Here is a 24759-nt window from a genome sequence, read left to right as displayed (position 1 = left end):
GCCGGGGGGCCGAGCGCGCGGCGCGCTCACGTCGAGTCAGACGCCGTACTCCTTCTGGATGCGGGCCCAGTTGCGCTCGAGGTCCTCGAGGCCACCGATGTTGAAGAACGCCTGCTCCGAGATGTGGTCGAACTCGCCGTCCGCGATCTTCTTGAACGCCTCGATGGTCTCCGTCAGCGGAACCGTCGAACCCACGACACCCGTGAACTTCTCGGCCATGTAGGTGTTCTGCGAGAGGAACTGCTGGATGCGGCGCGCACGCGCCACGACCGTCTTGTCCTCCTCGGAGAGCTCGTCCACACCGAGGATCGCGATGATGTCCTGGAGCTCCTTGTTGCGCTGCAGGATCGACTTGACGCGCGTCGCGACGTCGTAGTGCTCCTGGCCCACGTACCGCGGGTCGAGGATGCGCGACGACGAGGTCAGCGGGTCGATCGCCGGGTACAGACCCTTCGAGGCGATCTCTCGCGAGAGCTCGGTGGTCGCGTCCAGGTGGGCGAACGTCGTCGCGGGCGCCGGGTCGGTGTAGTCGTCGGCAGGGACGTAGATCGCCTGGAGCGACGTGATCGAGTGACCACGCGTCGAGGTGATGCGCTCCTGGAGCAGACCCATCTCGTCGGCCAGGTTCGGCTGGTAGCCCACCGCGGAGGGCATGCGCCCGAGCAGCGTGGAGACCTCGGAACCGGCCTGCGTGAAGCGGAAGATGTTGTCGATGAAGAGCAGCACGTCCTGCTTCTGGACGTCACGGAAGTACTCCGCCATGGTGAGCGCGGAGAGCGCGACGCGAAGACGCGTGCCCGGCGGCTCGTCCATCTGGCCGAAGACGAGTGCCGTCTTGTCGAAGACGCCCGCCTCCTCCATCTCGACGATCAGGTCGTTGCCCTCACGCGTGCGCTCGCCGACACCGGCGAACACCGAGACACCACCGTGGTTCTGCGCCACACGCTGGATCATCTCCTGGATGAGGACCGTCTTGCCGACGCCCGCACCACCGAAGAGGCCGATCTTCCCACCCTGCACGTACGGCGTCAGGAGGTCGATCGACTTGATGCCGGTCTCGAACATGTTGGTCTTCGACTCGAGCTGGTCGAATGCCGGGGGCTTGCGGTGGATGGGCCAGCGCTCGGTGATCTCGAGCTTCTCGCCCTCCGCGAGGTTGAGCACGTCACCGGTCACGTTGAACACGTGGCCCTTGGTGATGTCGCCGACGGGGACGCTGATCGGCGCACCGGTGTCGGTGACGACCGCGCCACGGACCAGGCCGTCGGTCGGCTTGAGGGCGATCGCACGGATGAGCGAGTCACCCAGGTGCTGTGCGACCTCGAGGGTCAGTCGGAAGGACTTCTCCCCCTCGCCCTGGCCGGACAGGTCGATGTCCACGGTCAGTGCGTTGTAGATCTCGGGGATGGCGTCGGACGGGAACTCGATGTCGACGACGGGGCCGATCACGCGGGCGACACGGCCCACGCCGGGTCCGCTCTGGTGCTCGACCTGGGCTTCCACGGTGGTGGCGGTCATTACTGGCCTCGCTTCGCAGGGCCGGAGAGAGCTCCGGCAGGTTCGGTGCAGGTGATGGAGATCGACGTGTTCGTCATGCGGTACCTCACGACGCCGCCAGGGCGTCGGCACCCGAGACGATCTCGCTGATCTCCTGGGTGATGTCGGCCTGTCGTGCCTGGTTCGCAAGTCGCGTGTACATGCGGACCAGGTCCTCGGCGTTGTCCGTCGCGGTGTGCATCGCGCGCTGGCGGGCGGCCAGCTCCGACGCGGCCGCCTGCAGGAGGCAGCTGTAGATGCGGCTGCGCACGTAGCGCGGCAGCAGTGCGTCGAGGACGGCCTCGGACGAGGGCTCGAAGTCGTAGAGCGGGAGCACGTCGTGCTGGCCCGCGGGAGCGACACCCTCGACGACCTCGAGAGGGAGCATCCGCACGACCCGGGGGCGCTGCGTCACCATGTTCACGAACTGCGTGTACACGATGTGCAGCTCGCCGACGCCACCCTCGTCCGCGGGGGCGAGGAACGCCTCCAGCAGGGTGTCGGCGATGTCGCGGGCGACGTCCGCCGTGGGTGCGTCCGAACCGCCGGTCCAGGACTGGGCGAGCTCACGGTGACGGAACGTGTAGTAGGTCACCGCGCGACGCCCGGCGGCGTAGAGCGCGACCTCCTTGCCCTCGTGCGTGAGGCGCTCGACGAGGCGCTCCGTCTCACGGATGATCGACGCCGAGTAGGCGCCGGCCATGCCGCGGTCCGAGGCGACCACGAGCACCGCGACACGGTTCGTGTCGGTGCGCTCGGACGTCAGCGGGTGCCGCGTCGTCGAGTGGGTCGCGACCGCCGAGACGGCCTGCGTGATCGCCTGGGCGTACGGGCCGGCCTCGGCGGACCGGGCGCGAGCGCGCCCGATCCTCGACGCCGCGATGAGCTCCTGCGCGCGGAACATCTTCTTCAGGGACTGCGTCGACTTGATCCGCTGCTTGTAGACGCGCTGGGATCCGGCCATGTCAGGACTTCTTCTGCCGGACGATCTGCTCCTGCTCGACGACGACGCCCTCTTCCTCGTCAGCCTCTCCGCCGACGAGCGGAGAACCGTCGCCCTTGAGGAAGCCGTTGCGGAAGTCGTCGACGCCCTGAGCGAGCGCGGACTCGACCTCGTCCGAGAGCTTGCCGGTCGAGGCGATCGTGCCGAGCACGTCCGTGTTGCGGCGCAGGTGGTCGAGCAGCTCGCTCTCGAAGCGGCGAACGTCCTCGAGCGGCACGTCGTCCAGCTTGCCCTTGGTGCCGGCCCAGATCGAGGCGACCTGGTCCTCGACCGGGTACGGCGAGTACTGACCCTGCTTGAGGAGCTCCATGAGGCGAGCACCACGGGTCAGCTGGCCGCGCGAGGCAGCGTCGAGGTCCGAGGCGAACATCGCGAAGGCCTCGAGCGAGCGGTACTGGGCGAGCTCGAGCTTGAGCGTGCCGGAGACCTGCTTCATGGCCTTGACCTGTGCGGCACCGCCGACTCGGGAGACCGAGATACCGACGTCGACCGCAGGGCGCTGGTCCGCGTTGAAGAGGTCCGACTGGAGGAAGATCTGGCCGTCGGTGATCGAGATGACGTTGGTCGGGATGTACGCCGACACGTCGTTCGCCTTGGTCTCGATGACGGGCAGGCCCGTCATGGAGCCCGCACCGAGCTCGTCCGAGAGCTTCGCACAACGCTCGAGCAGACGGGAGTGCAGGTAGAAGACGTCACCGGGGTACGCCTCGCGGCCCGGCGGGCGACGGAGGAGCAGCGACACGGCACGGTAGGCCTCGGCCTGCTTCGACAGGTCGTCGAACACGATGAGGACGTGCTTGCCGCCGTACATCCAGTGCTGGCCGATGGCCGAGCCGGTGTAGGGAGCGAGGTACTTGAAGCCCGCCGGGTCGGACGCCGGAGCCGCGACGATCGTCGTGTACTCGAGCGCTCCGGCCTCTTCCAGCGCGCCGCGGACGGCGGCGATGGTCGAGCCCTTCTGGCCGATCGCGACGTAGATGCAGCGGACCTGCTTGGTCGGGTCGCCGGTCTCCCAGTTCGCCTTCTGGTTGATGATCGTGTCGATCGCGATCGCCGTCTTGCCGGTCTGGCGGTCACCGATGATCAGCTGGCGCTGGCCACGGCCCACCGGGATCATCGAGTCGATCGCCTTGAGGCCGGTCTGCAGCGGCTCGTGGACCGACTTGCGGTCCATGACGCCGGGGGCCTGCAGCTCGAGGGCGCGGCGGCCCTCGGTCGCGATCTCACCGAGACCGTCGATCGGCTGGCCCAGCGGGTCGACGACGCGACCCAGGTAGCCGTCGCCGACGGCGACCGAGAGGACCTCGCCGGTCCGGCGGACCTCCTGGCCCTCCTCGATCCCGGTGAACTCACCCAGGACGACGACACCGATCTGGCGAACGTCCAAGTTCAGGGCAAGGCCGAGGGTGCCGTCCTCGAAGCGCAGCAGCTCGTTGGCCATTGCGCCCGGAAGGCCTTCCACCTGGGCGATGCCGTCAGCGGCAAGGGTGACGCGACCGACTTCCTCGGTCACCGCACCCTGGGGCTCGTAGGACTTCACGAAGCTGTCCAGCGCGGCCCTGATCTCGTCGGGCCGGATCGTCAGCTCAGCCATTGCTCTTCTCCTGTCGTGGCCGCCCCGCGAGGTGCGGGAACGGTCGAACGTTCTTGTCAGTTCGCCGGCTCGGGAGCCGGCAGGGTGTCGACGACACCGGGGGCCGCGAGGACCTCAGTGTTCGGGCGAACAGGTCAGCTGACCAGTCGTCTGCGTGCATCGGCCAGGCGGGAGAGCACCGTCGAGTCGACGACGTCTGCTCCGACCTGGACGCGCAGGCCGCCGAGGACCTCGGGGTCCACGGTGACGTTCAGCTGGACTGCCCGGCCGTACGCGCGCTCGAGGAGCGCGGACAGACGGTCCTGCTGTGCCTGGCTGAGCACCGCACCGGTCGTCACCGAGGCGACGAGACGACGACGACGCTGTGCGGCGACCTCCCCGAGCCACACGAGGGTGGCCACGAAGCGACGCCCACGGGGTGCGATGGTCGCCCGCTCCGCGAGGAACTGGGTGACCGGGTCGACCTTGCCCGCGAGCAGCGCGTCGACGAACGCCTTGCGACGAGCGGGGTCCGTGGAGGTCTCGGTGAGGACTCGACGTGCCTCTCGCTCGCCGACGAGCGACCGCGTGATGCGGAACAGCTCGTCCTCGACGCGCTCGAGCGCTCCGCGGGCCTCGGCCGAGGCCAGGACCGCGTCGACGCCGAGGTGCTCGACGGCGTCCGCGATGTCCGCGTCGCGTGCCCAGCGTCCACGGGCGACGCCCGAGACGAGGTCGATCACACGGCCGTCGAAGCCCTCCCGGAGGAGGTCGGCGGCCAGGGCCGCCTTGTCCTCGCCCGACCGCGACGGGTCGGCGAGGGCGCGACGCAGGGGCACCGAGGCGTCCAGCGCCGCGGCGACGGTGAGGAGCTGCTCGCCCAGGGCGAAGGCTCCTTCGCCCGCCGCGCGCAGCACCGGCTCGAAACGCTCCTGAGCCTGCGCGAGGGAGGCTCCGCTCGTCCCGCGCATCAGCCCTCCTTGCCGTGTGCCGCCGCGCTGGCGGCCCCGGCTCCCGCAGCCTCGAGCTCGTCGAGGAAGCGGTCCACGACACGCGACTGACGTGCGGAGTCCTCGAGGGACTCGCCGACGATCTTCGACGCGAGCTGGGTCGCGAGCGTCCCGACGTCGTTCCGCAGCGACACCGACACCTGCTGGCGCTCGGCCTCGATCTGACGGTGTGCCGTCTCGACGATGCGCGCGGCCTCCTCGCCGGCCTTGACCTTCTGGTCGGCCACGATGGCCGTGCCCTCGGCGCGCGCGTCCTCACGGATCTTCGCGGCCTCGGTACGAGCCTCCTGGAGCTGCTGGTGGTACTCCGCCAGCGCTGCCGCTGCCTCGGCCTGAGCGGACTCCGCCTTGGCCAGGCCACCCTCGATCTTGGCCGTGCGCTCGTCGAGCACCGCCTGGAACTTGGGAAGGACCATCTTGTAGAAGACGACCGCGATGATGATCAGGACGACCGCCGACCAGAAGAGGTCGTACATCGGCGGAAGGAACAGCTGGATGGGGTCGACCTCGCCAGACTCTGCGGCGAGGACCGCCTGGGGGCCGATGGTCGACATCAGAAGATGAAGCCAGCGACGAAGCCGAGCAGGGCGAGGATCTCGACGAAGGCCAGACCGATGAACATGGTGCCGCGGAGCTGGCCGGCGACCTCGGGCTGGCGGGCCATGCCCTCGACCGTCTTGCCGATCAGGATGCCGAGGCCGATGCCCGGGCCGATCGCGGCGATGCCGTAGCCGATGGTGTTGATGCTGCCTTCGACAGCGGCGAGGGTGGTGACGTCCACGGTGTTTCCTTCCGTTGGGCGCCCGGTCGTGCGAACGGGCGTCAGGTGCGTTGCGTCAGGTGGAGCTCAGGGACGGCGCCGACGCCGAGGCGGCGGAACCAGGGTCTGCGGTGCGGGTCAGTGCTCTTCTTCGATCGACATGTTGATGTAGACCGTGGCGAGGAGCGCGAAGATGTACGCCTGCAGGCCCGCGACGAAGACCTCGAAGAGGGTGATCGCGATGCCGCCGGCGAGCGTCAGCGCGCTGATCGCCTTGAGGGCCGGTGCGGCCTCGAGCAGCAGGAAGTTCGTGGCTGCGAAGCACAGGACCAGCATGATGTGGCCGGCGACCATGTTCGCGGTCAGTCGGATGACCAGCGAGGCCGGGCGGATGATCAGGAGCTGGAGCAGCTCGATCGGCGCCAGGATGAAGTAGATGGGGAACGGCACGCCCGGGGGGAACAGGTTCGCCCGGATGTAGCCCCACAGACCGTGCTGGCGGATGCCTGCGGCCCAGTAGGCCACGAAGACCCACAGGGCCAGGAGGATCGCCACGCCGGCGACCGAGGTGCCAGAGAGGTTCAGCCCGGGCACGACACCCGTCAGGTTGAACGCGAGGATCGTCACGAAGATCGTCGTGATCATCGGGACGTAGCGTCGAGCGCGCTCGGTCCCCATGATCTCCTCGACGATGTTCACGCGAGCGAAGTCGAGGACCATCTCGACGCCGTTCTGGAACCTGCCGGGCACGAGCTTGGCGCGCCGGGCCGCGATGAGGAAGATCGCCAGCAGGACGATCGTCGCGATCACCCGGATGAGCTGCAACCGGTTGAACTCGAACGGGGTGCCGGCGAAGAGGATGGCGTCGGGGAAGAACTCACCGATCGTCGGCGCGTGGAAGCCGCCTTCGCCTTCTGCTGCGGCAACGAAGGGAGAGGGGGTCGCGAGCGTGAACAGGGTGGACTCCCAGTGGTCGTCGGTTTCCGGGGCCGTGCGCGGGCACGCCGTCGGACCAGGCCTTCATGGATTCGCCGATAGCCTAACGCATGTTCGGACCTTCACAGGTCACTCACGTCCCGCAGACCTGCGTGACGTGGGTCTAGGATGCCCCGGCGACGTCGGTGGTACGCCGGGGCGGCAAGCACCCTGCGCCGTCGGCGGCGGCCCGACGGGCTCGTGACGTCAGGACTTGGGCGTCACGTACGGGATGCGCCCACGGTCGACCGCGCGATAGTCGAGCAGAGCCGAGCCGATCACGCCCACGAGGAGGACGACGGCGAACACGACCCGGTCGTAGAACTCGTAGTTCCGCAGGACCGCGAGGACGATCCCGAGCAGCACGATCTTGACGAGCCAGCTGCCCAGCACCACGGCAGCCGTGGTCGTCGGGGTCGAGCGAGCCGTGCGCGCCATGGCGACGATCGTCGTGCCGGAGAACACGAGCGCGATCCCGACGCCCATGAGCGCCCCCCACACGCCCGCGGTCCCGGCCAGGAGCGCGCCGAGCGCGACCCCGAGGACGAGCAGCCCGACGAGCAGGATCAGGGTGTCGCGCAGAGCGGTGCGGAACACGGCGCTGACGGCGTCACCGACCGCGTCGGCCGTGACCTCGCCGGGCCGTGCCTCCGAGGCCGGCTGCTCCTGCGGGGTCGTCGGGTCGTCGGCGCCGGGGGGCGTGGGAGTCGTCATCGGGAGGTTCCTTCAGGGTGGGCCGGGCCGGGATGGGCCGGTCGGTGATCGGGATCTGGTACGGGCGGGGCGGTGCTCGGCTCCGAGCCCGTGGCGGGGCCGCGGACGACGGGCGACGCACCGCTCGGCACCGCCGTGCGGCGCGGGACCGTCGTCGGGATGCCCTCGGGAGCGGTCACCGCGTCGTCGTCGAGGAACCGGCCACGGGTCCGCAGGGGTCCGAGCGTGAGCAGCAGCGCGATGACGATCGCCACGATCAGCCCGATCGCCACGGTCTCCGCGGGCCACCACACGAGCGTCACGGCACCGAACGCGAAGACCGCGGTCCACAGGTACATGATGATGACTGCGCGGCGGTGGGAGTGCCCCAGCGCGAGGAGCCGGTGGTGCAGGTGGAGCCGGTCCGGGTGGAAGGGCGACTTCCCCGTCCCCACCCGGCGGAGCACCGCGAGGACCATGTCGAGCAGCGGGAGCAGGATCACGGCGAGGGGCAGCAGGATGGGGATGAGCGTGCGCTGCTTGCTCGGGTCGACCGCGACACCCGGGTCGATGTTGCCCGTGACGACGATGACCGCCGCGCCGAGCACGAGCCCCAGCACCATGGAGCCCGAGTCCCCCATGAAGATCCGGGCCGGGTAGAAGTTGTGGGGCAGGAACCCGAGGCAGATGCCGACGAGTCCGGCCATGACGAGCGTCGCGAGGTTCGAGTAGTCGGTGGGGCTCGCCGCGACGGTCAGGCTGTACGTGTAGACGAAGTAGGCCGTGCCGCCGATCGCGATGAGCCCCGCGGCCAGCCCGTCGAGCCCGTCGACGAAGTTGACGGCGTTCATGACCACGACGACCACGAGCACCGTGACGATGAGCGAGAGCCGGGGAGAGCCGATCGTGAGCCCGCCGATGGGGAACGTCACGAGCTGCACGCCCTGCCAGGCGATGAAGAGCGCCGCGAGCACCTGGCCCGCGAGCTTGGTCATCCAGTCGAGGTCCCAGATGTCGTCGGCGACACCGAGCAGGCACACGATGACCGCCCCGCCGACGATGGCCCACGCCTGCTGGTCGGTCGCGAAGACCCCGCTGAGGAAGGGCATCTGGGACGCGAACGTCACGGCGACCACGAGTCCCGCGGTCATCGCGAGCCCTCCCAGGCGGGCCGTCGGGACGGTGTGCACGTCGCGGTCGCGCACCGCCGTGATGGCGCCCGTCCTCGCAGCGACCCAGTAGGCGAGGGGCGTCAGCAGGTACGTGACCGCGGCCGCGATCAGGAGGACGAGCAGATAGACCCTCACCCGTCGTTCGCCTCCGGGTCGCTCGTCGTGGCGGTGGGGACGGCGTCCGTGGACGGTTCGGTCACGTCGCCGCCGGCGGCCGCGCCGTCCGTCGTCTCGTCGTCGCCCGGCACCGGAGCCTGCGGCTCCTCGTCGGCCTCCTGCGGCTCCTCACCGAGCCCGAGCACGGGCGCGATCTCACGCATACGCTCGAGCGAGACGGCGCCCTCGCGCACGACGCGCAGGTGCGGCCCCGTCGCGTCGACGATGGTCGAGGCCACTCCCCCGGTCGCGTCTCCGCCGTCGAGGTAGACCGTGACCGAGTCCCCGAGCTGCTCCTGGGCCGTGGTCACGTCGAGCGCCGCGGGGCGACCCGTGGCGTTCGCGCTCGAGACCGCGAGAGGTCCCGTGCGGCGCAGGAGCGCGAGGGCCGCAGGGTGGTCCGGCATGCGCAGCGCGACGGTCCCGTGCGTCTCCCCCAGGTCCCAGGCGAGCGAGGGCTGGGCGGGCAGGATGATGGTGAAGCCGCCGGGCCAGAACGTCTCGACGAGCGCGCGGGCGTCGGCGGACACGTCGGTCGCGAGGCCGTCGAGGGTCCGCGTGTCCGGGACCAGGACGGGCGGGGGCATCTGCCGTCCGCGTCCCTTCGCGGCGAGCAGGGCCGCGACGGCCTGGGCGTCGAACGCGTCGGCGCCGATCCCGTAGACGGTGTCGGTCGGCAGGACGATCAGCCCGCCGCGCGAGACGGCGTTCACCGCCTCGTCGATCGACGGTCCCCAGGCGTTCGGGTCGGTGACGGGGTGCACAGAGCTCACGGTTCTCAGTCTTCCATGTCCGAAGGGTCCGCTTGTGCGGCCGGTGCGTCGCTCGCCGTGCGCACACGGCGCGCGACGACCATGCGGGGTCTGCCGGTCAGGTCGGCGACGGTCCTGATCTCGTCGAACCCACCGACCTGGGCAACCATGTCACGGGCGGCCTCGGCCTGGACCTCGGCGTGCTCCATGACGTAGAGGCCGCCGTCGACCAGGAGCCGGGCCGCGGCGAGCGTCACGCCGCGCGGCACCTCGAGGCCGTCGTCGCCCAGCCCGTAGAGCGCGACCTGCGGGTCGTGCAGCGCGACCTCGGGGTCGCGCGGGACGGCGCCCGGCGGGACGTAGGGCGGGTTGGACACGACGACGTCGCACGTCCCGTCGAGGTCGGCGAACGCGGTGCGCGCGTCCCCTCGCACGAGGTGCACGACGGCGCCGCTCGCCGCGCGCGTGCGCGTCACGTTGCGCTCGGCCCAGGCGTGGGCGTCGCGGTCGAGCTCGACCGCGTGCACCTGGGCGCCGGGGACCTCGGTCGCGAGGGCCAGGGCGATCGCGCCCGAGCCCGTGCACAGGTCCACGACGACGACCGGCGCACCGGGGCGCCGCACGACGACCTCGCGGGCCTCGTCGATCGCGACCTGCGCGACCTGCTCGGTCTCGGGGCGGGGGACGAACACGCCGGGGCCCACGACGAGCTCGAGGTGCCGGAACGGCGCCGACCCCGTCAGGTGCTGGAGCGGGACGCGCTCGGCGCGGGACGCGAGGAGTCGGGACAGCTCGTCGAGCACCTCCTGGGCCGTCCGGTCGGCACCCGGTGCGTCCCCGGCAGTCAGCAGCGACGCGACGGGCCGACCGAGCACGGCCGCGGAGACGACCCGTTCGCGCGGCACGCCCGCGACGTGCGCGAGCAGCAGCTCGGCGTCCACGCGCGGGGACTCGATGCCCACCCGCGCCAGACGGGCCGCAGCCTCCCGCAGGAGGCGCGAGACGTCGTCGGGCAGGGCTGGGGGCAGCGCGCGCCCGCCCGCGCCCGGGACCCCGACCGACGTCACGACGCCGCTGCGGCGAGGCGCGCCGCCTCGTCGGCGTCGATGGCCGAACGGATCACGGGTTCCAGGTCGCCGTCGAGGACCTGGTCCAGGTTGTACGCCTTGTAGCCCGTGCGGTGGTCCGCGATGCGGTTCTCCGGGTAGTTGTACGTCCGGATGCGCTCGGAGCGGTCGACCGTGCGCACCTGGGAGCGGCGCAGGTCGTTCGCGGCGGCCGCCTCCTCCTCCTGTCGTGCGGCCAGGAGCCGCGCGCGCAGCACGCGCATGGCCTGCTCGCGGTTCTGGAGCTGGGACTTCTCGTTCTGCATCGAGACCGTGATCCCCGTGGGCAGGTGCGTGATGCGCACCGCGGAGTCCGTCGTGTTGACCGACTGGCCACCGGGTCCCGAGGACCGGTACACGTCGATGCGGAGCTCGTTCTGGTCGATCTCGATCTCGCCCGCGTCCTCGACCTCGGGGAACACGAGCACGCCCGCGGCCGAGGTGTGGATGCGCCCCTGGGACTCGGTCACGGGCACGCGCTGGACGCGGTGGACGCCGCCCTCGTACTTGAGGTTGGCCCAGACGCCGTCGGCGGGATCCGTGGCACCCGCTCGCGCCTTGACCGCGACCTGGACGTCCTTGTAGCCGCCGAGGTCCGAGTCCGTGGCCTCGATGATCTCGGTCTTCCAGCCCCGGCGCTCGGCGTAGCGCAGGTACATGCGCAGCAGGTCCCCCGCGAACAGCGCGGACTCCTCGCCGCCCTCGCCCGCCTTGATCTCGAGGATCACGTCGCGACCGTCGTCGGGGTCGCGCGGCACGAGGACCCGGCGCAGCTTCTCGGTCGCGGCCGCGGCGGTCTCCTGGAGCGCGGGCAGCTCGGCGGCGAAGGAAGCATCCTCTGCAGCGAGCTCGGCCGCGGCCTCGACGTCGTCGGTCGCGTCGCGCCACGCGCGGTAGGCCGCGACGACCTGGCCCAGCTCGGCGTAGCGGCGCCCGAGCGTGCGGGCCCGACCGGCGTCCGCGTGGACCGCGGGGTCGGCGAGCAGCGACTCGATCTCGGCGTGCTCGGCGAGCAGGTGTTCGACGGCGGCGAAGGACTCGGTCACGAGGGTGTCCTGACGAGAGGGATGGTTAGGGCTGTCTGGCTGCGTGCGGCCGGCATGGCTGGGTGCGGCTGCTCGGTGCGGGAGCCTCCGGCACTCTCGTGCCGGGCACCCGCGCACCGGAAAAGACGACAGCGCCGGTGGAACGAGCACGCCGCCTGCCCCTGGAGAGGTTGGACGGGTGCTCGGACCACCGGCGCTGGAGAGTCGCTACTTGTCGGCGGCCTTCTTGCCGTAACGAGCCTCGAAGCGAGCCACGCGGCCGCCGGTGTCGAGGATCTTCTGCTTGCCCGTGTAGAACGGGTGGCAGGCGGAGCAGACGTCGGACGAGATGCGCCCGGACGTCTCGGTGCTGCGCGTGACGAACGTGGAACCGCAGGTGCAGGTCACCTCGGTCACGACGTACGTGGGGTGGATATCAGCCTTCACAGGACTCTCCTCAGTGGGGTGCCCCCGGGTCGCCTGCCTGGACAGCAGCCGTGAACCGGGGACGGGAAACCAACAGGACATTGTGCCAGACGGGTCCGGCACACGAAAAATCTGCGGGTCGGCCGGCCGCCAGGACGGAGGCCGAACGACCCGCAGGACGGGTCAGACGGCGCGGCCGACCTCTTCGTCGTTGTGGATACCGCCCGGCGTCGTCTTCTGCACCTGGAGCAGGAACTCGACGTTGGACTTGGTCTCCTTGAGCTTGCCCAGCAGCAGCTCGATGGCCTGCTGCTGGTCGAGCGCACCCATCACGCGGCGCAGCTTGTAGACGATGCGGAGCTCGTCCTGCGGCATGAGGATCTCCTCGCGGCGCGTGCCGGACGCGTTGACGTCCACGGCCGGGAAGATGCGCTTGTCCGCGAGCGAGCGGGAGAGCCGGAGCTCCATGTTTCCCGTGCCCTTGAACTCCTCGAAGATGACCTCGTCCATCTTGGAGCCGGTCTCGACGAGCGCCGAGGCGAGGATCGTGAGCGAGCCACCGTTCTCGATGTTGCGCGCCGCGCCGAAGAAGCGCTTGGGCGGGTAGAGCGCCGAGGCGTCGACACCACCGGACAGGATGCGCCCCGAGGCCGGGGCCGCGAGGTTGTACGCACGCGAGAGACGCGTGAGCGAGTCGAGCAGCACCACGACGTCCTGGCCCAGCTCCACGAGACGCTTGGCGCGCTCGATCGCGAGCTCGGCGACGATCGTGTGGTCGGAGGCCGGACGGTCGAAGGTCGAGGCGATGACCTCGCCCTTGACCGTGCGCTCCATGTCGGTGACCTCTTCGGGTCGCTCGTCCACGAGCACGACCATGAGGTGGACCTCAGGGTTGTTCGTCGTGATCGCGTTCGCGATCTGCTGCATGATGATCGTCTTGCCGGCCTTGGGCGGCGCGACGATCAGGCCACGCTGGCCCTTGCCGATCGGGGCGACGATGTCGATCACGCGCGGGGTCAGGCGACCGACCTCGCCCGTCTCCAGACGCAGGCGCTCCTGCGGGTAGAGCGGCGTGAGCTTGTTGAACTCGGCGCGGTTGCGCGCGGCCTCGGGGGCCATGCCGTTGACCGAGTCGAGACGGACCAGCGCGTTGAACTTCTGGTTGCGCGGCCCCGTCTGCTGGAAGCTCTCGCCGTCGCGGGGCTGACGCACCGCACCCATGATCGCGTCGCCACGGCGCAGGCCGGCCTTCTTGACCTGGCCGAGCGAGACGTAGACGTCGTTCGGTCCGGGCAGGTAGCCGCTCGTGCGCACGAACGCGTACTGGTCGAGGACGTCGAGGATGCCCGCGACGGGCAGCAGGACGTCGTCCTCGGTGACCTCGATCTCGTCGAGGCCCGCGACGTCGATGTTCCCGCCGCGCGTGCGCCCGCGCTTGCGGTCGCGGTCGCGGTTGCGGTCGCGACCCCGACGGCGGCGTCCGCCGCGCTCGTCGTAGTCGTCGCCGCCCTGCTGGTCGCGCTGACCCTGCTGACGGTCGGTGCGCTGGCCACCCTGCTGGCGGTCGCCCTGCTGGTTGCCCTGCGCCTGCTGACGGTCGGCACGCTGACCGCCCTGCTGGCGGTCGCCCTGCTGGTTGCCCTGCGCCTGGTCGCGCTGACCCTGCTGACGCTCGCCGCCCTGGCGGGCTGCGCCCGCCTCGGGAGCCGTCTCACGGGCCTGCTCGGCCTCGCCGCCGCGCGGGGCACCGGCGCCCCGACCAGAACGACGCGAACCGCGCTCGGAGCCCGTGACGAGACCGACCGCGGCGGCTGCGCGCGCAGCGCGCTCGTCGGGGGTCTCGCCCGCGACCGAACGGTCGCCGCCGTCGCGGGCCGCACGCGCGGTCTGCTCGAGCAGCGGAGCGATGATGTCGGCAGCCTTGTCGCTGCTCTCGCCCTTGCCGGCGCGCTCGGCGCGTGCGCCTCGCTCGCGGCGAGGACGCTCGATGTTCTCGGTCGCCTGACGTGCGGGCGCCTCGACGGCGGGCAGCACGACCTTCTCGGCCGAGGTGTCCTTCTCCGGCGCACGACGCGCAGGAGCGGACGCTCCGGCGGGGCGCCCGGAGGCGCTCGTCTCGCCGGAGGTGGAACGGATGACGTCGACAAGATCGCTCTTGCGCATCTTTGACGTGCCCTTCACACCGAGCTGCGAGGCGAGTGCCTGCAGCTCGGGGAGGCGCAGCGTCGAGAGTGCGCCTGCACGGGCGGTGTCGGTGGTGTCTGTCACGAAGGACCCTTCCCCTCGTTTGCGCCCACTTGCTCTGTGCGAGGGGTGGGCCGCGGGTGATCGACGCTCGGCACGTGACGGCCGGAACGCAGTGGAACCACGCGTCAGTGGTACGACGACGTCAGCTGACGTGGGCTGGATTGCCTTCTCGCGGGGTGTGTGAGGCGCAGTCAGTCGTTGCTCTGCCGATGCCCGGGGACTCGGCGGAGATTCGTCGAGGAATCACCGAGGCATCATCACGAACCTGCGAAGGCTCAATGGATTCTACCATCCGTAACCCCTGCGAACACCAGTCGCCGCACCGCTCAGCGCGTCGCTCGGCGAGCGGGCTGGCGGGCGGACCGCCTGCCGCCCTGCACGGCGGTCAGCGCAACCGTGCGGACAGGCCCGCGCTGCCCACGACCCGCTCCGAGCGCACGCCCTCCAGGTCGATGCCCGGACGGTAGGCCCGCCACAGGTCCGACCCTTCCAGCAGCTCGCGCAGCACCCCGTCGGCGTGCTCGCGTTCCTGCGCACGCCCCAGGAGCAGGACCGTCGGCCCGGCACCCGAGATGGTCGCCGCGAGGCCGTCGAGACGCAGCGCGCGCACGAGCTCCCACGACGCCGTCATGACGCCCGCGCGATACTCCTGGTGGAGTCGGTCCTCGGTGGCCTCGAACAGGTGCTGGGGCGAGCGCGTCAGCGCGTCGACGAGCAGCGCCGAGCGACCCGCGTTGAGCGCCGCGTCGGCGTGCGGGACGGTCTCCGGCAGCACACCGCGAGCGCGGCTCGTGGCGAGCCGCGTCGAGGGGACCAGGACCGTGGCCTCGATGTCCGGGTGGACGTCGAGGCGCACGGCGTGCGCACCCTCGCGTCCCTCGACCGTGCTGGTCCAGGCGATCGTCGCGCCACCGTAGATCGCGGGCGCCGCGTTGTCGGGGTGCCCCTCGAACTCGGTCGCGAGCTGCAGGACCGCCGCGTCGTCGAGCGCCGCAGGGTCTGCGACGAGCGCCCGGGCCGCCGCGATGCCCGCGACCACCGCGGCCGCGGACGAACCGAGCCCCCGGCCGTGCGGGATCGCGTTGGTACAGGTCAGGTGGAGCCCGGTCTGGGGAGCCCCGACGAGCTCGAGCGCCGCGCGCAGCGCGCGCACCACCAGGTGCCGCTCGTCCCCCGGGACCTCGCCGGCCCCCTCGCCCTCGACGTCGACGACCACGTCACCGTTCCCCAGGGCACGGACCTCGAGCACGTCGTAGCGTGCGAGCGCCAGGCCCAGGGCGTCGAACCCGGGCCCCAGGTTCGCGCTCGTGGCAGGCACGCGCACGCGCACATGGTCGGCTCCGAGCTGCATCGCGGTGACCTCTCGTCAGGTAAGGGGTGGGGAGGCTGCCGTGCCTGCCTCGCCCCGGCGCACGGCCGGGACGAGGAGCAGGACGAGCGGGGGGTGGGAGGTGCTCAGCCGAGCTGGAGCGCGTCGGCGATCGAGACGACGTCGGCGCTGACCCGGATCGGGGTCACGTCTGCGCCGTCGAGCGTCTTGAGGGCCCACTGAGGGTCCTTGAGGCCGTGTCCCGTGACCGTCACGACGATGCGGGCTCCGGCCGGGACGAGGCCACGCTCGGCGCGCGAGACGATGCCCGCGACACCCGCCGCCGAGCCGGGCTCGACGAACACGCCGGCCTCGGCCGACAGGATGCGGTGCGCGGCCAGGATCTGCTCGTCGGTCACGGCCTCGATGACACCGCCCGACTCGTCGCGCGCGGCCTCCGCCTGCGCCCACGACGCGGGGTTGCCGATCCGGATCGCGGTCGCGATGGTCTCGGGGTGCGTGATGGGGTGGCCCGCGACGATCGGGGCCGCACCGGCGGCCTGGAAGCCCCACATGATCGGGGTCCTGGTGCTGACCGCGGGCAGGTGCGCCCCCGGCGCGTCCGGGTCACCCAGGCCCGCGTACTCCCGGAAGCCCTTCCAGTACGCCGTGATGTTGCCCGCGTTGCCCACGGGCAGCGCGTGGATGTCCGGGGCGTCGCCCAGCGCGTCGACGATCTCGAACGCGCCGGTCTTCTGGCCCTCGATGCGGTCGGGGTTCACGGAGTTCACGAGCTCGACCGGGTAGGCCTCGGCCAGCTTGCGCGCCGCGACCAGGCAGTCGTCGAAGTTGCCGTCGACCTGGAGCAGCTTGGCGCCGTGCGCGATCGCCTGGCTCAGCTTGCCCATCGCGATCTTGCCGTCCGGGACCAGGACGGCGCAGACCATGCCGGCCTTGGTCGCGTACGCGGCGGCCGACGCCGACGTGTTGCCCGTCGACGCGCACACGACGGCCTGGGCCCCGCGGCCCGCGGCCGAGGAGATCGCGGCCGTCATGCCGCGGTCCTTGAACGAGGCGGTCGGGTTCATGCCCTCGACCTTGAGGAAGACCTGGGCCCCGGTCCGGGCCGAGAGCGCGGGCGCCTCGACGAGGGGCGTGCCGCCCTCGCCGAGCGTCACGATGCGCTCCTGGACGTGGGCGGGCAGGCGGTCGGCGTACTCGGCGATGATGCCTCGCCACTGGTGGGCCATCAGGCTCCCTCGACTCTCAGGACGGACGTGATCTCTTGGACGGGTTCGAGCACCGCGATCGCGTCGACCGTCGCGGCGAGCGCGGCCTCCGCAGCGGCGTGGGTCGTGATGACCAGGTGGGCGACGCCGGTCGCCCCGTCGTCCTCCGCACCGTCCGCTCCGGGCACGGAGGGCTCCGACGGCTGGCGGACGGCCTCGATCGAGACTCCCTTCGACGCCAGGACCTGGGCCACCTGGGCCAGGACGCCCGGACGGTCGTCGACCGCGAGGCGCACCTGGTAGCGCGTGACCGCGGTGCTGGCCGGCAGGATCGGCAGGGCCGCGTAGGTGGACTCCTCGGGGCCCTTGCCACCCAGGACGCGGTGCCGGGCCGCGGACACGACGTCGCCCAGCACGGCCGAGGCCGTGGGGGCTCCGCCCGCGCCACGGCCGTAGAACATGAGCTCGCCCGCGGCGTCGGCCTCGACGAAGACCGCGTTGAAGGCTCCCCGGACCCCGGCGAGCGGGTGGGCGAGCGGCACGAGCGCGGGGTGCACGCGCACCGAGACGCCGTGCGCGCCGTCGTCGCCCGTGACGGACTCCGCGATGGCGAGCAGCTTGATGACGTGGCCTGTCTGCGCGGCCCACGCGACGTCGTCGGCCGTGATGCTCGTGATGCCCTCGCGGGCGACGTCCTCGAGCGAGACGCGCGTGTGGAACGCGAGGCTCGCGAGGATCGCGGCCTTGGCCGCGGCGTCGAAGCCCTCGACGTCCGCCGTGGGGTCGGCCTCGGCGTAGCCGAGGTCCTGGGCCTGCTTGACCGCGGCGTCGAACGACATGCCCGTGCTGGCCATCTGGTCCAGGACGTAGTTCGTGGTGCCGTTGACGATGCCCAGGATGCGGCGCACGTGGTCGCCTGCGAGCGACTCGCGGACGGGGCGGACGATCGGGATGGCTCCCGCGACGGCTGCCTCGAAGTAGATGTCGACGCCCGCGGTGTCCGCGGCCTTGTAGAGCGTGGGGCCGTCCTCGGCGAGCAGCGCCTTGTTGGCGGTCACCACCGCGGCGCCCGACTCGATCGCGCGCAGCAGCAGCGTGCGGGCGGGCTCGATCCCGCCCATGACCTCGATGACGATGTCGGCGCGCGCGACGAGCCCTTCGGCGTCCTCCGTGAGGAGCGAGCGGTCGACCGACGCGGCGAGCGGGCGGGGCGCGGACGCGTCGCGCACCGCGATCCCCACGAGCTCGAGCGGCGCCCCGACGCGCGAGGCCAGGTCCGCGGCCTGCTGCGTCAGCAGCCTGGCCACCTCGGACCCCACGACGCCGCACCCGAGCAGCGCGACGCGCAGCGGACCTTGCTCCTGCTGGCTGGCTCCCACGAAGCTCCTCCTCCATCACCCCGGCCCGCACGGTCAGCGGTGCCGTCGTTCTCGGCCCCTGCCGGACGCGGTCGCGTCGGAGGTGGCCGCTCGGTCCGGACGGGTCCCGACGCCGCGCGCCGCTTCCCGACCGGTCGATCCCGAGCGTGTCGATCCTCGCTCTGCTGCCCGGATCCTGGGCGCCCGTCTCAGGATACGGGTGCCAGGCACGGGCCCGGCGAGAGCCGCCGGCTAGCCCAGGTCGAGCGCGAGCAGGTCGTCCTCGGTCTCCCGACGGACCAGGACCCTGGTCTCGCCGTCGGTCACCGCCACGACCGGAGGCCGGGGCACGTGGTTGTAGTTCGAGGCCATCGAACGCCCGTAGGCACCCGTCGCCGGGACGGCCAGCAGGTCGCCCGCCCGGACGTCCCCCGGCAGGAGCACGTCGTGGACCACGATGTCGCCGCTCTCGCAGTGCTTGCCGACCACGCGCGCGAGCACGGGCTCGGCGTCCGAGAGCCGGTTCGCGAGCTCGGCGTGGTAGGCCGCGCCGTACAGGGAGGGGCGGATGTTGTCGCTCATGCCGCCGTCGATCGAGACGTAGGTCCGCACGAGGGTCTCGTCGACGGCCACGCCGGCAGCGGCCTCCGAGCCGACCCGCACGGGCTTGACCGTGCCGACCGTGTAGAGCGTCAGGCCCGCAGGCCCGACGATCGCCCGGCCCGGCTCGATCGAGAAGCGCGGCAGGGGTGTCCCCAGGTCCGCGGACGAGGCCGCGACCGAGGCCGCCACGTCCTTCGCGATGCGGTCCGGGTCGAGCGCGACCTCGCCCGGCAGGTAGGCGATGCCGTACCCGCCACCCAGGTCCACCTCGGGGACGAGGAAACCCGTGCGCGCAGCGAGCGCCGCGCGGAGCTCGAGGACCTTGCGCGCCGCGACCTCGAAGCCCGAGGGGTCGAGGATCTGCGACCCGATGTGCGAGTGGATGCCGAGCAGCTCGAGCTCGGGGTGCGCGAGCACCGCGAGGAGCGCGGTCATGGCCGGGCTGTCCTCGTCCTGCGCACCCGGGGCCGTCGCGCCCTGGCCACCGGTCGCGAGCGACAGCCCGAACTTCTGGTCCTCGTGCGCGGTCGAGATGTACTCGTGCCCGCCCGCGTGCACGCCGGTGGTCACGCGGATCATGACGGGGGCCGGAGCCCCGCCGCGTGCGCGCGACGCAGCGGCCACGCGCTCGACCTCGGCGAGCGAGTCGACGATGATCCGGCCCACGCCCGCGTCGAGCGCGCGCGCGATCTCCGCGTCCGACTTGTTGTTGCCGTGCAGGCCGATGTGCTCGCCGGGCACGCCCGCGCGAAGCGCGACCGCGAGCTCGCCACCCGTCGCGGTGTCGACGCGCAGCCCCTCGGAGTGGACCCAGCGGGCCACGGCGACCGACAGGAACGCCTTGCCCGCGTAGTACACGTCGACGCCCGCGCCGACCTCGGCGAACGCTGCCTCGAACGCACGGCGGTAGGACCGCGCCCGCTCGCGCAGGTCGGCCTCGTCGAGCACGTAGGCCGGGGTCCCCTGGGCGACCGCGAGCTCACGCACGTCGACCCCCGCGACGCTCAGCGCGCCGTCGGGCCCGCGGCGCACGCCGCTCGACCACGGCTCGCCCGGCACGAAGGTGCCGGTCGGCGAGAAGGCGGGCGGCGTCGTCGTGCCTGCCGACGCGCTCACATGCGCTCCGGAGCGGACACGCCCAGCAGGCCCAGACCGTTGGCGAGGACCTGACGCGTCGCGTCGTTGAGCCACAGGCGCGTGCGGTGCACGTCCGTGACCTCCTCGTCGCCCAGCGGCGTCACGCGGCACTCGTGGTACCAGGAGTGGTAGTCGCCCGCGAGAGCCTCGAGGTAGCGCGCGACGCGGTGCGGCTCGCGCAGCTCGGCCGCCTGGGCGACCACGCGCGGGAACTCGGTGAGCGCACCGAGCAGGACCGACTCGGTCTCGTGAGTCAGGAGCGACGGGTCGAACGCGTCGCTCCCGTCCTCACGGAACCGCGAGACCCCGTGCGCCTCCGCGTTGCGCGCGACGTTCGCCGTGCGGGCGTGCGCGTACTGCACGTAGAAGACGGGGTTCTCGTTGGTCGCCCTGGACAGCAGGTCGAGGTCCAGGTCGATGCTCGAGTCGGTCGAGGAGCGCGCGAGCGAGTAGCGCGCGGCGTCCACGCCCACGGCGTCGACCAGGTCCTCGAGCGTCACGACGGTCCCGGCACGCTTGGACATGCGGACCGGCTGGCCGTCCTTGACCAGGTTGACCATCTGGCCGATGAGGATCTGGAGGTTCTTGCCCGGCTGGTCGCCGAACGCCGCGCAGACGGCCATCATGCGGCTCACGTACCCGTGGTGGTCCGCGCCGAGCATGATGATGACGTCGTCGAAGCCGCGCTCGCGCTTGTCGAGGTAGTACGCGATGTCGCCCGCGATGTACGCGGCCTCGCCGTCCGACTTGATGATGACGCGGTCCTTGTCGTCACCGAAGTCGGTCGTGCGCAGCCAGGTCGCGCCGTCGGCCTCGAACACGTGGCCGCCCTCGCGCAGGCGCTCGACCGCGCGCTCGACCGCGCCCGACTCGTGCAGCGAGTCCTCGTGGAAGTACACGTCGAAGTCGACGCCGAAGTCGTGCAGCGCGGCACGGATCTCGTCGAACATGCGCTCGACGCCGCGCGCCCGGAAGACCTCCTGGGCCTCGGCGTCGGGCAGCGTGCGCGGGTCCGGGTCGCCCGCCGCGATCGCGTCGGCGATCACGGCCTCCGCGATGTCCGAGATGTACTGGCCGCCGTAGCCGTCCTCGGGAGCGGGCTCACCCTTGGCGCGCGCGAGCAGCGAGCGCGCGAAGCGGTCGATCTGCGCGCCGTGGTCGTTGAAGTAGTACTCGCGCTCGACCACTGCCCCCGAGGCCTGCAGCACGCGCGCCAGCGAGTCGCCGACCGCGGCCCAGCGCACGCCACCGATGTGGATGGGGCCCGTGGGGTTCGCCGAGACGAACTCGAGGTTGATGCGCGTGCCGGCCTCGGAGTCGTTGTTCCCGTAGGTCGCGCCCTGGGCGAGGATCGTGCGGGCGAGCTCGCCCGCGGCGGCCGCGTCGAGCGTGATGTTCAGGAAGCCCGGGCCTGCGATGTCCACGGACTTGATGCCCGGGTGCGCGGCGAGGCGCTGCGCGAGGTCCTCGGCCAGGACGCGCGGGGCGACGCCGGCCTTCTTCGCGAGCTGCAGCGCGACGTTCGTGGCCCAGTCGCCGTGCTCGCGCTGGCGGGGTCGCTCGACGTGGACCGACGCGGGGACCGCGTCGGCGGGCAGGGCGAGGGTGCCGTCGGCGACGGCGGAGGCCAGGGCAGCGCTCAGCGCTTCGGAGAGCTCGTTGGGGGTCACCCGACGATTCTAGCGAGGGACGCCAGGGCTTTGCGTCGCCGTCCGCGGCGGGCGGTCGGGCGGCCACGGGTGCGTGCTGCGGCGTCGCCGCGCTGCCCCGTCCCACCGGCCCGACGGCGTCGCCCGCCGCGCGTCGTGGGCCTCCCGGGGCGTCACTCCCCCGTGCGCGCCCTGCGTCCCCACGAGTCCTCGATCATCGACGGGCGGCAGCCCGCGACCGCGGCGACGAGGATCACCACGAGCGTGCCGAACAGGAAGACGAACGTGCTGGTCCACGTCCCGCTGCGCCCGTAGAGGATCCCCGCGGTCAGCGGCCCGGCCCCCGCGACGAGGTAGCCGACGCCCTGCACGAACCCGGACAGCGCGACGGCCCCGGCCGAGGTGCGGCTGCGCAGGTTGATGAGCGCGAGGCCCAGCGGGAACGTCGACGCCCCGAGCCCCGCGAGGACGACCCACACCCACGTGGCGGGACCGGCCTGGACCCCCATGAGCCCGGCGTAGCCGACCGCGAGCATCGCGACGAAGAGCACGACCAGCAGGTACGGGTTGCGCATCCGGGCCGCGAGCAGCGGCGTGACGATCGACATGGGCATGCCGACGAACGCGTAGAGCGCGAGCGCGCTCGCCGCGACGGGCTCGGACATGCCCGAGTCGATCAGGACGTGCGGCAGCCACGCGAACATCACGTAGGTGTTGAGCGAGTTGAGCCCGAACATGACCGCGATGCCCCACGCGAGCGGGCTGCGCCAGGCGCGACCCTCGTGGCGGTGGCGCCCGTCGAGGCCCACGGTGTGCTCGGGCGAGTGCTCGAGCACCGACGCGAGCTCGGCCCGGGCGCGCGCCGAGCGCGCGATGACGACGGTCCACGGCACGGCCGCGAGCAGCCCCACGAGCGCCCACCCGCCCAGTGCCGGACGCCAGCCCAGGGAGGACGCCATGCCGACCACGAGGAGGGGCGGGATCGCGGTGCTCAGCGAGAGCGTCACGGTGTAGGCGGCGGTCACGGCCCCGATGCGGTCGGGGAAGTACCTCTTGACGAGCGGCGGGAGCAGCACGTTGCCCATGCCCATGCCCGCGAGCGCCACCGCGGTCCACACGAGGAAGCCGGGGGCCGACGTCGAGACGGAGCGCAGGATCTCGCCGACCGCGCTGATCAGGAGCGCTGCGACGAGCGTGGGCTCGAGCCCGAACCGGCGGGAGAGAGCGGGCACGAGCGAGCCGAAGACGGCGAACGCGATCACGGGGACCGTGCCGAGCAGCCCCGCGAGCTGGTCGCTCAGGTCGATGTCGACCCGGACGACGTCGAGGATCGGGGAGACCGCGGCGACGGCGATCCGCAGGTTGAACGCGGCGAGGACGATCCCGGCGAGGACGACGAACCGACCTCTCCACGGCCGGAGGGTGCTGTCGGGGGTCGAGCTCGAGTCCTGGCGATCCACTCAAGGAGGGTACGCACCGGTCGCCCCGGGCATCCGTCCTGAGGGGGCTCCTGGGGAGGTGAGTCCGGTCACCCCACCCTGACGGGCGGGCAGAACCTGCAGATCCGGGCAGGTGGGAGCACGAACCCGCCGGAGGCTGGTAGTCTCGTGCACCGTGCCGGATGCTCGTCAGAGCGAACGCATGTTGCCCTCGTAGCTCAGTGGATAGAGCGTCTGCCTCCGGAGCAGAAGGTCGTAGGTTCGAGTCCTATCGAGGGCACCGCAGACCAAGCCCCTGGACCCTCGGGTCCGGGGGCTTCGTCGTGCCCGGGACCACCCAGCCCACCACCCGGGTGGTCCCTGCCCCGCCGGCACCCGTGTAACGTCCGCACTACTGGGCCACCGTGGTCTCGTTGACGGGACAAGCGTGACAACAGCATCGAACGACTCCATCCTGGGCCTCCTCGGAGCGTCACGGAAGCCCGACGAGCGCAGGCTCCCCCTCCACCCGGACCACCTCGAACGGATCGCGCCCGAGCTGCGGGCCCGGATCGTCGTCGAGCGCGGCTACGGCGAGCGCTTCGGGGTGAGCGACGAGCAGATCGCGCCCTGGGTGCGAGCGCTGGGCACGCGCGCCGAGGTCGTCGAGGCCGCCGACGTGGTCCTGCTGCCCAAGCCGCAGCTCGAGGACCTGGAGGACCTGCGACCCGGCCAGACCCTGTGGGGCTGGCCGCACTGCGTCCAGGACCGTGAGCTGACGCAGCTCGCGATCGACAAGAGGCTCACGCTCGTCGCGTTCGAGGCCATGCACCACTGGGCGGCCGACGGCGGGTTCGGCCTGCACGTCTTCCACAAGAACAACGAGATGGCCGGCTACTGCTCGGTGCTGCACGCGCTCGAGCTGTGCGGCTCGACGGGCGACTACGGCCGGCGCCTGACCGCGGTCGTGATCGGGTTCGGCGCCACGGCGCGCGGGGCCGTCACGGCGCTCAACGCGCACGGCATCCACGACGTCCGCGTGCTGACCAACCGCCGGGTCGCCGCGGTCGCCGCGCCCATCCACTCGGCGCAGATCGTCCAGTTCGACCACGACGACGAGCCGTACCTGAGCGAGGTCATCACCGACGAGGGCCGCCTCCCGCTCGCGCCGTTCCTCGCCGAGAGCGACATCGTCGTCAACTGCACGCTCCAGGACCCCAACGCGCCCCTGCTGTACCTGCGCACCGAGGACCTGGGCGCCTTCCGGCCCGGCAGCCTGATCGTCGACGTCTCGTGCGACGACGGCATGGCGTTCGACTGGGCGCGCTCCACGACGTTCGCCGAGCCGCTGGTCACCGTCGGCGAGAGCATCAACTACTACGCGGTGGACCACAGCCCGTCCTACCTGTGGAACTCGGCGACCTGGGAGATCAGCTCTGCCGTGCTGCCGTTCCTCCCGGCGGTCATGGCCGGACCCGCGGGCTGGGACGAGAACGAGACGGTCCGCCGCGCGATCGAGATCCGCGACGGGGTCGTGCTCAACCCTGCGGTGCTCGAGTTCCAGCACCGCGAGGCCGCCTACCCGCACCTGCCGGTCGCGGACCCCGCGTGAGCGAGCGCGT

21 protein-coding genes and 1 tRNA gene are annotated in these 24759 nt (G+C 71.7%); 2 read left to right on the top strand and 20 right to left on the bottom strand.

Annotated elements, in window-relative coordinates:
* Window positions 1-36 precede the first annotated feature (36 nt).
* The 20 genes from atpD to ACFWFR_RS02405 form a co-directional block, all read right to left on the bottom strand.
* A complete protein-coding gene (atpD, locus tag ACFWFR_RS02500) occupies window positions 37-1518 on the bottom strand; it encodes a F0F1 ATP synthase subunit beta (protein WP_191800002.1) in 1482 nt (493 codons plus the stop codon).
* A gap of 85 nt (window positions 1519-1603) precedes the next feature.
* Entirely contained in the window at window positions 1604-2500 is an 897-nt protein-coding gene (locus ACFWFR_RS02495) for a F0F1 ATP synthase subunit gamma (RefSeq protein ID WP_056646186.1), read from the bottom strand.
* 1 nt (window position 2501) lies between these two features.
* Entirely contained in the window at window positions 2502-4133 is a 1632-nt protein-coding gene (gene atpA, locus ACFWFR_RS02490) for a F0F1 ATP synthase subunit alpha (RefSeq protein ID WP_191800004.1), read from the bottom strand.
* A gap of 134 nt (window positions 4134-4267) precedes the next feature.
* Window positions 4268-5083 carry a F0F1 ATP synthase subunit delta gene (locus ACFWFR_RS02485; protein ID WP_377620954.1) on the bottom strand — a complete coding sequence of 272 codons (816 nt, stop codon included), beginning with the start codon at window positions 5081-5083 and terminating at the stop codon, window positions 4268-4270.
* On the bottom strand, window positions 5083-5676 hold the full coding sequence (locus ACFWFR_RS02480) for a F0F1 ATP synthase subunit B (RefSeq protein WP_377620953.1): 594 nt from the start codon (window positions 5674-5676) through the stop codon (window positions 5083-5085). Before ACFWFR_RS02480 ends, ACFWFR_RS02485 begins: the two co-directional genes overlap by 1 nt.
* Window positions 5676-5903 (bottom strand): ATP synthase F0 subunit C, encoded by a 228-nt coding sequence (gene atpE, locus ACFWFR_RS02475; RefSeq protein WP_030149959.1) that lies wholly within the window; start codon window positions 5901-5903, stop codon window positions 5676-5678. The genes ACFWFR_RS02480 and atpE overlap by 1 nt, the downstream gene beginning before the upstream one ends.
* 117 nt (window positions 5904-6020) lie before the next feature.
* Window positions 6021-6767, bottom strand: coding sequence for a F0F1 ATP synthase subunit A (atpB, locus tag ACFWFR_RS02470; RefSeq protein ID WP_377620958.1), 747 nt, complete (start codon window positions 6765-6767; stop codon window positions 6021-6023).
* Window positions 6768-7064: 297 nt separating this feature from the next.
* Window positions 7065-7571, bottom strand: coding sequence for a hypothetical protein (locus ACFWFR_RS02465; protein ID WP_191800010.1), 507 nt, complete (start codon window positions 7569-7571; stop codon window positions 7065-7067).
* On the bottom strand, window positions 7568-8857 hold the full coding sequence (locus tag ACFWFR_RS02460; RefSeq protein WP_377620951.1) for an MraY family glycosyltransferase: 1290 nt from the start codon (window positions 8855-8857) through the stop codon (window positions 7568-7570). The genes ACFWFR_RS02465 and ACFWFR_RS02460 overlap by 4 nt, the downstream gene beginning before the upstream one ends.
* Window positions 8854-9651 carry an L-threonylcarbamoyladenylate synthase gene (locus ACFWFR_RS02455; RefSeq protein WP_377620950.1) on the bottom strand — a complete coding sequence of 266 codons (798 nt, stop codon included), beginning with the start codon at window positions 9649-9651 and terminating at the stop codon, window positions 8854-8856. Before ACFWFR_RS02455 ends, ACFWFR_RS02460 begins: the two co-directional genes overlap by 4 nt.
* Window positions 9652-9656: 5 nt before the next feature.
* Window positions 9657-10646 carry a peptide chain release factor N(5)-glutamine methyltransferase gene (gene prmC / locus ACFWFR_RS02450; protein WP_377620956.1) on the bottom strand — a complete coding sequence of 330 codons (990 nt, stop codon included), beginning with the start codon at window positions 10644-10646 and terminating at the stop codon, window positions 9657-9659.
* A 47-nt stretch (window positions 10647-10693) separates the two neighbouring features.
* Window positions 10694-11782 carry a peptide chain release factor 1 gene (gene prfA / locus ACFWFR_RS02445; RefSeq protein WP_377620949.1) on the bottom strand — a complete coding sequence of 363 codons (1089 nt, stop codon included), beginning with the start codon at window positions 11780-11782 and terminating at the stop codon, window positions 10694-10696.
* Between the two features lie 207 nt (window positions 11783-11989).
* Window positions 11990-12208: a 50S ribosomal protein L31 gene (gene rpmE / locus ACFWFR_RS02440; RefSeq protein ID WP_056646165.1), complete on the bottom strand. Its 219-nt coding sequence runs from the start codon at window positions 12206-12208 to the stop codon at window positions 11990-11992.
* A gap of 162 nt (window positions 12209-12370) precedes the next feature.
* Window positions 12371-14455: a transcription termination factor Rho gene (gene rho, locus ACFWFR_RS02435; RefSeq protein ID WP_191800016.1), complete on the bottom strand. Its 2085-nt coding sequence runs from the start codon at window positions 14453-14455 to the stop codon at window positions 12371-12373.
* Window positions 14456-14819: 364 nt separating this feature from the next.
* Window positions 14820-15785, bottom strand: coding sequence for a homoserine kinase (gene thrB / locus ACFWFR_RS02430; RefSeq protein ID WP_377620947.1), 966 nt, complete (start codon window positions 15783-15785; stop codon window positions 14820-14822).
* A gap of 104 nt (window positions 15786-15889) precedes the next feature.
* Window positions 15890-16993 (bottom strand): threonine synthase, encoded by a 1104-nt coding sequence (thrC, locus tag ACFWFR_RS02425; protein ID WP_377620946.1) that lies wholly within the window; start codon window positions 16991-16993, stop codon window positions 15890-15892.
* Complete coding sequence (locus ACFWFR_RS02420) at window positions 16993-18351, bottom strand: homoserine dehydrogenase (protein WP_377620944.1); 1359 nt, start codon at window positions 18349-18351, stop codon at window positions 16993-16995. The genes thrC and ACFWFR_RS02420 overlap by 1 nt, the downstream gene beginning before the upstream one ends.
* A gap of 231 nt (window positions 18352-18582) precedes the next feature.
* Window positions 18583-20049, bottom strand: coding sequence for a diaminopimelate decarboxylase (gene lysA, locus ACFWFR_RS02415; protein ID WP_377620942.1), 1467 nt, complete (start codon window positions 20047-20049; stop codon window positions 18583-18585).
* Complete coding sequence (argS, locus tag ACFWFR_RS02410; RefSeq protein WP_377620940.1) at window positions 20046-21740, bottom strand: arginine--tRNA ligase; 1695 nt, start codon at window positions 21738-21740, stop codon at window positions 20046-20048. The genes lysA and argS overlap by 4 nt, the downstream gene beginning before the upstream one ends.
* Window positions 21741-21892: 152 nt before the next feature.
* Entirely contained in the window at window positions 21893-23179 is a 1287-nt protein-coding gene (locus ACFWFR_RS02405; RefSeq protein ID WP_377620938.1) for a CynX/NimT family MFS transporter, read from the bottom strand.
* 186 nt (window positions 23180-23365) lie between these two features.
* Here ACFWFR_RS02405 and ACFWFR_RS02400 point away from each other — a divergent pair.
* Together ACFWFR_RS02400 and ACFWFR_RS02395 are read left to right on the top strand one after the other, a co-directional pair.
* Window positions 23366-23438, top strand: a tRNA-Arg gene (locus tag ACFWFR_RS02400).
* A 147-nt stretch (window positions 23439-23585) separates the two neighbouring features.
* Window positions 23586-24749 carry a N(5)-(carboxyethyl)ornithine synthase gene (locus tag ACFWFR_RS02395; RefSeq protein ID WP_377620936.1) on the top strand — a complete coding sequence of 388 codons (1164 nt, stop codon included), beginning with the start codon at window positions 23586-23588 and terminating at the stop codon, window positions 24747-24749.
* The last annotated feature ends 10 nt before the right edge of the window (window positions 24750-24759 follow it).

This window comes from Oerskovia sp. NPDC060287, assembly GCF_042726775.1.
In the GTDB taxonomy this organism is placed as follows: domain Bacteria; phylum Actinomycetota; class Actinomycetes; order Actinomycetales; family Cellulomonadaceae; genus Oerskovia; species Oerskovia merdavium.
The sequence above is the reverse complement of the archived record's forward strand: the minus strand, read 5'-3'. Positions and strand labels throughout refer to the sequence as shown.